We start from the raw sequence: 12,467 nt of genomic DNA on the forward strand, positions 1-12,467 counted from the left end.
GGCGGGATGGCCGATCCGCAATCGCCGCAAAGCCGCCGCATCCGGCGCGCCTCTTTCGTAGCGGCGTGGCTGGCGGGGGCAGTCCTGCTGGCCGGGAACAGCACGTCCACCCCGCGCGTGCCCCTGCCCGCCGCGGCGGAGGCGGCGTATGAGCGCGGCGACTATCAGGCCGCGGACGCAGCGCTGGCACCGGCAACCGATGCCTGCCTGAAGGCACATGGCGAAACCATCGCCTGTTACGACCTGTTGGCGGCGCGGATCGATGTGCTGTTGTCGCTTTACGCGCCCGGTCCGACGGTCGAACCGCTGGCCCGGATGCGGCTGGATATCGCCCGCGCAGCCTATGGCGAAAACGATGTGGAAACCGGCGGGGCCTATTCCGACTATGCTATCGTGCTCAGCCGCGAGGGACGGCGGGACGAGGCGGAACCGCTGATCCGGCGCGACCTGGCCATCAACCTGGCGGTAAACGGCCCTGCGGACGAAGGCACGATCGTCGCCTACATCAACCTTGCCACCAACCTGGATTATCAGGGCCGGTACGAAGCGGCACTGGCGCTGCGCGAGGAAGCGGTGAAACAGGCCTTGGTCGGGCTGCCCGCCGAACACCCGCTGGTGGCGCAGGTTCATGCCAATCTGGGCTATACGCTTCAAAATGTCGGGCGGTGGCACGATGCAGAGGCTGCCTATCGGGAAGGGTTGCGGCGGCTGCGCGCCAATTTCCCGAAACATCACCCCACGATCGCCAACGCCCTGTCCAATCTCGCCACCAACCTCCAGACGCTCGGCCGGTACCGCGAAGCCCGCCCCCTGCTGGAAGAAGCGGTCGAATCCTACAGCGCGACCAACGGCACGAACGGGCGCGGCATGGCGCTTGCCCTGAACGCCCTCGCCCATAATGCGCGGATGGAGGGGCGGCACCGCATCGCCATCCAGCTGGCCGAACGGTCGCTGGCCATCGGCCGGTCCAACGAAACGCGCGGCGGGATGGAGGTCAGCGCATCGCATGCCGCGATCGGCTGGTCGCAGCTTGCGATGGGCGATCCGGGGGCGGCACTGGAGCATTTCGAGGCGTCGCTCAGCCATGAAACCAGTGTTGATCCGCCCGATCCGGCACGAGTGGCCCAGGCCAGCAAGGCCGTGTCGGAGGCGCTGTTGCTGTTGGGACGACCCGGGGAATCGCGCACGGCCATCGAACGCGGTCTTGCGCTGCTGACCGACCGGCCGAGCGACCGGTTCGACCGGAGCGAGGCGCTGGCGCTCCGGGCAGAGGCGATGCTGCGCACGGATGACCGGGCGGCGGCGATTGCCGATGCCCGTGCCGCCGTGGCGGGAATGGAGGCGCTCGGCTTGCCGGGCCATGCCGTTACCATCGGTGCGCGCACGACCCTGGCCGCCGCCATGCTGCCCGACGATCCAGCCGCCGCCCGGACGGGCATCGCCGCGACAATGGACCTGTTGGCCCGGCGACTCGACGGGCTGCGCTGGTTCGATGTGCTGGCCCAGCGCGAACTGGCCCGGTTCCGCGGTCTCTATGCCCTTGCCGTTCGCGCCAACTGGCCCGGCGGGGACGGATCGCGGCCCTGTGACCAAGCCTGTGCGGATGCATTCGTCGCCGCGCAACAGGGAACCCAGCTGGCAACGGCTTCGGCGGTGGCCATGACGCGGCAATTGCCCGGGCCGCTGGCCGATCTGGGTCGCCGGCGGGATTCGTTGATCGCCGACCGCGAACGGCTGGACGCGGCACTGGTCCGGGGCGACGGCGACAGGCCCATCGCCGCCGCCATCGATCGCCGCCGCGCGCTGGATGCCCAGCTGGCCGAACTGGATGCCAATGCCCGCACCCTGGCCGGCGCCGAGGCAGCCATCGGACGACCTGCGCCCCTCACGCTGGATCAGGCGCAGCAGCGACTGGCACCGGATCAGGCGCTGCTGCTCGTCGTGCCCGACGGCGACGGCATGTTCGTATGGACGATCACTTCGGACACCGCCCGCTGGGCCTGGCACCGGTCGACGCCGCCGACATCGGTTCGGCCGGACGCAACGCCGATCGCGCCGCGCGGCCGGGTGGATCGCATCGATGGCGCGGCGAAGGCACCGGGGGCGATGCCCGACGGGCTGCTGGCCGATCTGCCCGCTGGCAAGCGGATCGAGACCGTGTTCATCAGCGCCGATGCCGGCTTGCAGCGTGTCTCCTTCGCCGCGCTGCCAACTGGGTCGCAGGGCGGCCCGATGCTGGGCATGAACCGGGCGCTGGTCCATTTGCCCAGCGTGTCGGGCCTGGGCACCGGCGGGGCGCAGCGAACCGACCGGCCGGCGCGTCTGTTCGCCATCGGCGCGCCTACCCTGTCCCGCTATCCCGATGGCCGACCGCTCGCTCCGCTGATCCATGCGGACGGCGAAATGGCCGATGCCGCCCGTGCCTTTGACGGGGGGACGGTCCTTGCCGGAACCGCCGCGACCGAAGGCGCGCTGACGGGATCGGACGCGCTGGCTCAGGCCGATTTCCTGCTGTTTTCGACCCATGCCGTCACTGCCGATCTGGATGGGCGCAGCGAACCGGGGCTGGTGCTGCAACCCGATGAGGCGGCCAGCGATCCGGGCGCGCGCGACGGCTTCCTGATCGCGGCAGAGGTTGCGCGGATGCGGCTGAGCGCGCGGTTGGTCGTGCTGGCGGCCTGCGACACGGCGACACCCGATCCCACCTTGTCGGCCGACCCCTATTCCGGACTGGCGCGGGCGTTCCTGATGGCCGGGGCAGACGCGGTGCTGGTGACGATCGATCCCGTGGACGACGCGGCGACCGCCGCCCTGACGCGTCAGCTGTTCCGGATCTTGGCGCGACAGCCCGATCTGTCGCCTGCGCGGGCCTTGCGCCTCGCGATCCGGCGGCTCGCGCGGATGGAGGGCGGCCGGTGGCGCGATCCCCGCTACTGGCGCAGTTTCGTGCTGGTCGGCACGCGCGGTTGACGATGCCGGCCGGTTGCTGCCCTCACGGCCCGGCCGATCGGTTCAATCCGACAAATCGCGTCAGGCAACCGGCCGGCCATTGGGCAACCGGGGCGGTCGTGCATGATGGTCGTGCGCGGGCGCGACGCCGCATCGGGGGACGGATGGCTCATGCACATTGGCTTGCTGGAGGATGAAGCGCACTGGGCCGATCTGGTCGCCGGCACGCTGGCCGATGCCGGCTGGCGCGTCACCCGCTTTGATCAGGCCAGCCAGGCTTGCGAATCCGCGCTGGCCGACGGGTTCGACGCCCTGGTGGTCGATGTGCATCTGCGCGATCAATCGCTGACGGGAATGGATGTCGTCCGCCGGCTCAGGAACCAGGGATGCGGTACCCCGGTCCTGGTGCTGACCCAATTTGCCGGGATGCATCAGGCGGCCGACACGCTGAACGACGGTGCCGACGATTATCTGGCCAAACCCTTCGATGCCGCCGAACTGATCGCCCGGCTGCGCGCCATTACCCGGCGGCTGCCCGGCTATGACCGGTCGGAACTGGTGTCCGGCGCCCTGCGGATCAGCCTGCATTACGGCACCGTCCACTGGTTCGACCGGCGGCTGGAACTGTCCAGCATGGGCTTCGACATTCTGCGCGCCCTCGCCGAAACGCCGGGGGACGTCGTATCCTATGCAACGCTGTGGGCGCGGGTCTGGTCGAAATGGAACAGCCTGCCGCCTCAGATGGATGCGATCCAGGCCGGGATCAGCCGCCTGCGCCGCGACATCGCGGCGGTCACCTCGGCCCGGCTGATCCAGACGGTCCAGGGACGCGGCTACAGGCTGGTCGTTGACTAGGCGCGAACGCCCCATGTCCCTGCGCGCCGCCGGGCTGCTGATCCTGGTCATGATCCTGTTCGCCGGGCTTGGCTGGCGGGAACATCGACAGGCCAGCGACCGGGTGGTGCGCGGCGTTGCGGCGGAACGGGATTTCGTCGCCACGCTCAGCGACACGTCCGGACTGATCGCGGCGCTTGCGCTGATCGATGCCCGTTCCGGCGCGCTGGATACACCGGAACGGCTGCTCTACATCCTGATCGATCCCGAAACCGGCGACCGGCTGGCCGGCAATCTGGGCGCCTGGCCGCGCGGCTTTGCGCCCCCGGTCCGCATCGGCGCATCGCCGGTGACGGTGGTGGATGGCCTGGCCGGATCGACGCTGAAACTGGACGATCATTTCCACCTGTTCATCGGCCGGCCGACGCAGGGAATGGGGGACAGTGTCCTGTCCTTCGCCCCGGCGCTGGCGCTGGCGATCGGGGGGCTGTTCGCCATTCTGTGGTTGACGGAACGTCAGTCCGCCCGCCGGTTTTCGCGCCGCGTCGCTGCAATCACAGACGCGATGGACCGGTTCGGCGGCGGCGCGCTGGAATCGCGGGTGGCGGACACGACCGGCGATGCGCTGGGCCAGCTTGCCCAGTCGGTCGACGGCATGCTGTCGCTGATCGCGGCCCGGCTTGGCCATCACGAACGCATCGCGCAACAGATCGTGCACGAACTGCGCGCCCCCGTCGCCTACGCCGTCCAGGCGATCCGGGGATCGGGCGGCAGTCAGGGCATCGTTCAGGCGGAACGGGTCGAACCCGTGCTGGTGCAGCTGATGGAAACCATGGATGCCGTCATCCTGCTGACCGAAATGGAGGAACGCCCGCTTCGGCAGGAATCGGTGCCGCTCCGGGCGCTGATCGCCGATCTGGTCGAACTCTATGCCGATGCGGCGGCCGAACGGGGCATCCGGATCGACCTGCACTGCACGGCCCAGCCGGTGGTCACCGCCGAACGGGCGCTGCTGATGCGGCTGTTCGCCAATCTCATCGACAATGCGATCAAATATTCGCCGATGAACGCCATGGTCGCCCTGTCCGTCGGAGCGGATGCGCGGGGGGCACGGGTTTCGGTGACGGACGCCGGGCCGGGCCGGGCCGCGCTGCCCGACGCCATCGGCACGCTGGGGATGCGCGGATCGCACACCGCCGGGACGCGCGGCACCGGCCTGGGGCTGGCCATGGCGTTTCGCATCGCCCGCATCCACGGCGCGTCGATCACCTTGGCGGATCGCAGCGACCATTCGGGGCTGATCGCCACCGTTCGCTTTCCCGGCCCTGCCCCGTCTGTCCCGGTTTAGCCCGGGTCAGCGGTCACCCCCTCCCCGGCGGTCAGGGTCACGGTGGCCGGCTGCACGCCTTCGCCCGTCACCCGAACGGTGATCGGCCCGCGCCGCCCCGGCAACGCCCGCACGATGCCCAGCGCCATGCCGTTGAACGCGGCGCGGCTGGTCGACTGGAACGGTACGAAACTCGTGGGATCGCCATTGTCGGTGGCGACCAGCTCGCCCGGCCCCTCTATGGCAAAGGTCAGCGGCGTCATCGCGCGCGGTGCCACCGCTCCGTCCTTGTCCAGCACCCGGACGGTGACGAACGACAGGTCCTTGCCGTCGCCCGCGATTTTCGACCGGTCAGCCGTCGCCGACAGTCGCGCGGGATCGCCGGTGGTCCGCCGCGTGGCGCTGGCCCATGGCTTGCCGTCCTTCCACGTCTCCACCCGGATCTCGCCCGGCCGATAGGTCACGAAATCCCAGCGGAAACGATAGGCAAAGGGCGCGCGCTTCAGCCGCCCTTGCGACGTGCCGTTGACGAACAGTTCCGCCTCGTCCGCGCTGGAAAAGACATGCACCGGCGTCACCTGCTCTTCGCGCCCCGGCCAGCTCCAGTGCGGCAGGATATGCGCGAATTTCAGGTCCGGCTTCCAGCGCGACAGATACAGCCAGTACCGGTCCTTGGGGAAACCGGCGAGGTCGAGGATGCCGGAATAGGAACTGCGCGCGCCGTAATAGGGCGTCGGCTCCCCCAGATAGTCGAAGCCCGTCCACACGAACTCGCCCGCATTCCATGGATGCTGGTCATCCAGCGCCCAGACCCGGTCTGCCGACGATCCGAAATCGGATGCGAACAGCTCATAGGCGCTGACCTGCTGAGTCACCGGATCGCCGCCCACGCCGGGGCGCACGCTGGCGCTGATCGCGCCCGGCACGGGGAACAGATATTCGCCCCGGCTGGACAGGGCCGACGCGCTTTCCGAATGCAGGATCGCCTTGTCGGGAAAGCGCGCGCGGAACGCCGGATACTGGCTGGGCAATGTGCGGATGCCATGCCCCTGATAATTGATGTTCAAGACATCGACCGTGCCGGGCAGCGGCATGTCCGCCTTGGCAAAATTCATCGCGCTGGTGGTCGGGCGGGTCAGGTCCTCCTCGCGCACGATCTGCACCAGCTTGCGGCCGATGGCGGCGCCCTCCTCGCCCGTATATTGCTCGCCCACCTCGTTGCCGACGCTCCACAGCACGATGCTGGGATGGTTGCGGTCCCGCCGCAGCATCGCGCGCAGGTCCGGCTCGTGCCAGTCGGGAAAGATCAGGTGGAAATCGAGCGGCGTCTTTTTCCGCTCCCAGCTGTCGAACACCTCGTCGATCACCAGGAACCCCATCCGGTCGGTCAGCTCCAGCAGTTCCGGCGCTGGCGGATTGTGGCTCATCCGGACGGCGTTCACGCCCATGTCGCGCAGCAATTCCAGCTGGCGTTCGGCGGCGCGCGTGTTGAACGCCGCGCCCAGCGCGCCCAGGTCGTGGTGATTGTTCACCCCCTGAAACCGCACATGCTCGCCATTGACGATGATACCGCGATCGGGATCGAAGGCGATGGTGCGGATGCCGAAACGGGTTTCCACCTCGTCCACCACACGCCCGCCCTGCGTCACGCGGGTGACCGCGACATAGCGGTTCGGCGCTTGCGTCGGCGGCGGTCCCCACAGGCGCGGCTTGGCGATGACGGCGCTGCCGCTGGCCGTCGCCTGGCCATCGGCGGCGACGCGCACGGGCGCGCGGGCGATGCTCGCCACCGGCCTGCCGGTGCGGCGCCCCCGACCGTCCAGCACATAAAGCGTCGTCGAAACCTCGGCATCGGCCGCGCTCGCGCCGTCATTGTCGATCGTCACGTCCAGCTTCACCATGGCCCGCTCGGCGGAGACTTCCGGCGTGGTGACCACCGTGCCCCAATGCGCGACATGGACGGGGTCGGTCTTGGTGAGCCAGACATTGCGATAAAGGCCACCGCCCGGATACCAGCGCGCGCTTTCCGGCGGGTTGTCGAGCCGGATCGCCAGCTGGTTCGCCTGACCGAACCGGACGAACGGCGTCAGGTCCAGCCGATAGCTGTTATAGCCATAGGGCCAGCCGCCGACGAGCCGACCGTTCAGCCACACGGTCGAATAGGACATTGCCCCGTCGATATCGAGAAAGATGGACTTGCCCCGATCCCCGGCGGGCACGTCGAGCACGCGGCGATACCAGCCGATGCCCCAGCTGGGCAGGCGACCCATCCCGCCATAAGGGCCGGTTTCCAGGAACGGGCCAGTGATCGCCCAGTCGTGTGGTAGCGTGACCGCCTGCCATCCGCTGTCGTCGAAACCGGCCTGCACATGGGGATGGTCGCTGCCCGGATCGCCCGCCGGACGGACATGGCGGCGGGCCACATTGCGGATCAGGGCATTGGCGCTGGGCAGGATCCACGGCTTCAGCACGCGGGCATTCCGCGCATCGATGGCGACCGCTGTATCGGGCCGCGCATCCGCCACCTTGCCATCGGCGCTTTCGGTGACTTCCGGGCGAACATCATAGGCCAGGCCGGCACCGCTGCCCGCCGGTTCGCCCTTGGTAAAGCGCCATCCTGTATCGAGCAGCACCCGATCACGCGCCGTCGCACTGTCAGGAGCCAGGGCCATCAACGCCGCGGCCAGCATGGCGATGCCCCATCCCGCGATCGTCTGCTTACGGTTCAACCCGCCCATCCCCTACCCCTTCGTCGCCACGTCGGTCCGCTTTCCCCCTCCGCAAGGCCAAAAAAAGGGCAGCCTCCACCGGAAGCTGCCCATTCAGGGGGGAAAGAGTCCGACAAGGAACCGTCAATTGATCGCCGGTGCTTAAAAGCGCCCGCGAATACCTACCAGCACGGTGCGACCCGGGTTGTATTCGTTGAAGGTCGCGTTCTCGAACTGGAAATAGCTGCTCTGCGATTGCTTGGTGATGTTGATGACGTTCAGCGTCAGCGTCGGCAGGAACTCCGCACCGAACACCGTGCTCAGGTCCAGATTGCCAGAAAAATCCAGCTGCGCGTAGTTGCGGCCAAAGATCGCGGCGGCAGGGATGCCGTTCTGGTTCGGGCCGGAATTCTGCGACCCTTCGTTGAACGTATAGGTCAACCGCGCATCCAGACCGCCGCCTTCATAATATCCGGTCAGGACATAGGTGGTCGGCGCAACACCCAGCGCGACCGCCGGTGCCCCGGTGCCGGTGCCCTTCTGGTCGATGATCGTCAGGTTGCCCTGAAAACCGAAACCGGTGATGCCCGCCCATTCGGTTGCGAAATCCAGCGGCTGAGTCAGCTGGAATTCCAGGCCGTTGACGATCAGCTTGCCGTCCGAATTGACCTGTTGCTGGATGACGATCGGCACGTCGCGCAGCGCCTGGCCCGGCGTTGCCCGCGCCTGCAGCGCCTCGCGCTGTGCGGCGGTCAGCGATTCGATGGTGATGCCGAACTGTTCCAGGAACGAAAACGGCTGGTTGGTCAGACCGTTGACGGTAAATCCGGTGATGGATTTGCGGAACGCCGCCACCGCGATGACGCCTTCACCCCCGGTATAATATTCGACGCCCAGGTCGATATTGTCGGAAATGAACGGGTCGAGCGCATTGTTGCCGACATTACCGACATCGGCCGACGGCGCGACGAAGCTGGCCCCCGGCAACAGCGAATTGGGGTCGGGCCGCGTCATGGTACGCGATACCGATGCGCGGACGATCAGGTCGCTGCCCACTTCCAGCGCGGCGCTGGCCGATGGCAAGAAGTTGGAATAGACGGTGCGCGTCCGGGCGAAATTGATCGTGTTCGGATAACGGCCGCCATCGGGAATCTGCGCACCGCCCGGCAGCGTGTTGCGCGGATCGGGAACGCTGATCCGCCCGCCGACGATCTGTTCGGTGCGGACATAGCGCAGGCCGCCGTTCAGCCGCAGCCGGTTCTCGCCGATGTCGAAAATGCCGTTCAGTTCGGCAAAGGTGCCCGTGACGCGCTCGTCGATCAGGCCGCCATTGGCGCCGCTGCTGCCCGTGCCCGTTTCGCCGGCATTGGCCAGCAGGGCGTCATAGCCGGTATCCGCCTTGAACCGGTCCCAGTCCACCGTAACGAACCCGTTCGATCCGGGCAGCAGGTATCCGGGAACCGCCGCCGTCGGAACCAGCGATCCGGCATAGGTGATCGGTGGGGCGCCAGCGGTGAAGTTGGTGCCATAGCCGGGATAGGTCGGGAATCCGGCCGGGGTCGCGGTGCCCGGCTGGTTCAGGCCGGTGCACGGCGTCGTGGCGGTATTGGGTCCGGGCAACAGCACGCTCGGCCCGTTGCCGCAGATCGCGTTCTGCCACGGACCGGTATTGTCGAACGGCGTGATCCGGCGGCTGGTTTCGTCATAGGCCGCACCGACGCGTGCGCTGAACCGGCTGGCATCGCCGAACAACAGGCTGCCGCGAACGCCCTTGGTTTCCGTCCGGCGCTCTTCGCCGTTCAGGTTGACGCGGCCACCGCCGGCCCATCCGAAATTGCGGGGGTCGTTCAGGTCGATATTGGTGGTGACCGTCGGGATTCCGCCGGACGTGTTGTCGTAATCCACCGTCACGCCGCTGCTGGGCGGGGTGATGACCAGTACGGTCGGGCTTTCGCGGCGGAAATTGGACTTGGTGTAATTGGCCTGGACGTCGCCGCTGATCCAGTCGTTCAGGGTGAATTCCATGCCGGGGTTCACGCCATAGAAATCGACCCAGTCGTCATAGGGCCGATATTCCAGGAAGAACTGGGCGTTGGCATAGGTGCCGCTGGTGACCGTGCAGCCCTGGCTGCAATCGTCGCGGTCATAGGTAGTATTCAGCGGGATAACCGCGCCGTTGCGGCCGACCCAGTTCATCGCGGCCCGGTCGAAACTGTTCGTGCGATACCCGTACATGCCGTCGACATAGAAACGCAGATTGTCGCTGGGCCGCCATTCGATCGACGCGATGGCGTTTTCGCGGTTGCGGTCGCCCACTTCGGTGCGCGGACGGCTCAGGCGCGGGATGATTCCGTTGTCGATCTGGGTGATCGACGCGCCGGGATTGTTGGCCAGCAGGAACGCCTGGTCGATCACCCGGCCCGGGGTCAGCCCGTTGCCGGCGTTGATCGGCACGGTCGCGGGAATGGTGAAGTTGCCGCCGCCGGTCGAATTGCGGTTCGTCGCAGTGTTCTGCGCGGCGGTCAGGTTCGGGTTGGTGAAGCCGATCGTCTCATACCCGTTCACCTGGAACCGGTTGCGCACGATCGTGCCGCCGATCAGCACGCCGAAATCGCCGAAGGTCGCGCTGGCCAGCGCATAGCCGCGATAGCCCCAGTCGTTGGTGGTGCTGACCTGGCTGCCCTGGATACCATAGTTGAAATGGACGCCCGGATTGTCGAACGGCCGCGCCGAACGCAGGTTGACGGTGCCGGCGGCGCCCCCTTCCACCTGGCTGGCGGTCGGCGACTTGCTGACGGTCAGCTGGGTGAAGAGTTCGGTCGGCAACAGGTCCAGATCGACCTCGCGGTTGGTGCTCTGCGCATCGAAGCGGACCGATGCCACGGCAACCGGCGCGCCGTTCAGCAGGACGCGGGTGAAATTGGTGCCAAGGCCGCGAATGGCGACGTTGGTGCCCTCGCCCGTCACTTCGCGGGTGATCGTCACGCCGGGGATCCGGTTGACCGATTCGGCGATGTTGGTGTCGGGGAACTTGCCGATATCCTCGGCAAAGATGCTGTCGGTAAAGCCGACGGCATCCCGCTTGGCGCGCACCTGGCTTTGCAGCGACTGGCGGAAACCGGTGACGACGATTTCTTCGCCCGCTTCGGCCGGGGCGGCGGGATCGGTCTCTGGCGTATCAGGCTGGTCCTGCACCGTCCCTGCGGCGGGGTCGACCTGTTGCGCCAATGCGGGCCACGCGCATCCGGCCAGCAGCATTGCGGAAATCGCGGCGCTCCGGCGCAGCGCGGTTGAATTGCGTGCCATCATCCTCTCCCTGCTATCTAAACCCCCCACGTCGGCGTCATTTGATGCGCCGATTATGTTCGCGGTAACATCGGAGAAATAGCATTTCGCAGCCTTTGTCAATTGTGCAATGTTCGCGGGAACATCAAAATGTTCATGACATGGACGTCATGAGCCGCTTGTGAGCGGGGTTGCCGCTGATCATGGTCGTCGCGGGGGACGGCCGGGGTCGCCGTTGAAGGAGCAGGAATGACTGACGCCGGGCAGGACAGCGAACCGGGCCGAACCGCAACCATGCGCGACGTCGCCCGCCATGCCGGGGTGTCGCACATGACGGTATCGCGGGTGGTGAATGGCGACCGTGCCGTTCGCCCCGAAACCCGTGCGCTGGTGGAACAGGCGATCCGCCAGCTCCGCTTCGCCCCCAATCCGGCCGCCCGCGCGCTGTCCAATGCCGCACCGGCGCGGGTCGCGCTGCTGCACCGCTTTCCCAATCCCGGGTCGCTCGGTTCGTTTCTGGTGCATCTGCTTCAGGCCGCGACGCGCGCCCATGCCAGCATCGTGCTGCATGAAGTGGCGGAGGGCGAACAGGCCGAAACCCTGGCAGAGCTGCAACAGGATGCGATTCGCGGCGTCATCCTGGCGCCGCCGATGGGTGACGACCTTAAACTGATCGGCCTGTTGCGGGATGCCGGGCTGGCCACCGTGGTTACGGGATCGATCCACACCGACAGCGGCCTGGCCAGCGTCGGGATTGACGACCGGGCGGCGGCGCGGGCGATGACGGACCATCTGCTGGCGCTCGGCCACCGGCGGATCGGGATGATTACCGGGCGCGCCAACCATTCCTCGTCCCAGTTCCGGCTGGACGGCTATCGCGATGCGCTGGCGGCGGCGGGGCTGCCGCTCGATCCGGCGCTGGTTGCGGCGGGAATGTACACTTATCAGTCGGGCATGACGGCCACCGAATTGCTGCTGGATCTGGCCGACCCGCCGACTGCGATCTTTGCCAGCAACGACGACATGGCGGCGGCGGCGATGGCCGTTGCCCATCGGCGCGGGCTGGACGTTCCCGACGATCTGTCGGTCTGCGGCTTCGACGACACCCCGCTCGCCACGACGATCTGGCCGGCGCTCACCACCATCCGCCAGCCGACCGAGGCGTTGACCCGGACCGCGTTCGAACGGGTGCTGCGCGCCATCAATGGGGAAGCGGATACGGCGGAACGGGTGGAGCTGGACCATCTGCTGGTCCGTCGCCAGTCGGACGGCCCGCCGCCTCAGGGTTGATCGAACGACTGGGGCGGGAAAGGGCCGCCATGGCCCCTCCCCGCCCCGTTATCGGTCCGACCTTACCCGTTCGG

At 67.5% G+C, this 12,467-nt stretch carries 6 protein-coding genes; 4 read left to right on the forward strand and 2 right to left on the reverse strand.

Annotation, left to right across the window (positions count from 1 at the left end; all coding sequences use genetic code 11):
- Window positions 1–6 precede the first annotated feature (6 nt).
- From ACPVPU_RS14720 to ACPVPU_RS14730, 3 genes are all read left to right on the forward strand, one after another.
- Window positions 7–2,970, forward strand: a complete 2,964-nt coding sequence (locus ACPVPU_RS14720) for a tetratricopeptide repeat protein (RefSeq protein ID WP_448658724.1) — start codon at window positions 7–9, stop codon at window positions 2,968–2,970.
- Window positions 2,971–3,120: 150 nt separating this feature from the next.
- Entirely contained in the window at window positions 3,121–3,804 is a 684-nt protein-coding gene (locus tag ACPVPU_RS14725) for a response regulator transcription factor (protein ID WP_448658725.1), read from the forward strand.
- 13 nt (window positions 3,805–3,817) lie between these two features.
- Entirely contained in the window at window positions 3,818–5,131 is a 1,314-nt protein-coding gene (locus ACPVPU_RS14730) for a HAMP domain-containing sensor histidine kinase (protein ID WP_448658726.1), read from the forward strand.
- On the opposite strand, the gene galB is transcribed toward ACPVPU_RS14730, so the two are convergent.
- On the reverse strand, window positions 5,128–7,848 hold the full coding sequence (gene galB / locus ACPVPU_RS14735; RefSeq protein ID WP_448658727.1) for a beta-galactosidase GalB: 2,721 nt from the start codon (window positions 7,846–7,848) through the stop codon (window positions 5,128–5,130). The genes ACPVPU_RS14730 and galB overlap by 4 nt on opposite strands.
- 132 nt (window positions 7,849–7,980) lie before the next feature.
- The gene (locus tag ACPVPU_RS14740; RefSeq protein ID WP_448658728.1) at window positions 7,981–11,124 is read right to left on the reverse strand and encodes a TonB-dependent receptor; all 3,144 of its coding nucleotides are present in this window, start codon (window positions 11,122–11,124) and stop codon (window positions 7,981–7,983) included.
- A gap of 228 nt (window positions 11,125–11,352) precedes the next feature.
- Here ACPVPU_RS14740 and ACPVPU_RS14745 point away from each other — a divergent pair, with 228 nt between their 5' ends.
- Window positions 11,353–12,393: a LacI family DNA-binding transcriptional regulator gene (locus tag ACPVPU_RS14745; RefSeq protein WP_448658729.1), complete on the forward strand. Its 1,041-nt coding sequence runs from the start codon at window positions 11,353–11,355 to the stop codon at window positions 12,391–12,393.
- Window positions 12,394–12,467: the final 74 nt, after the last annotated feature.

Source organism: Sphingomonas paludis, assembly GCF_053502515.1.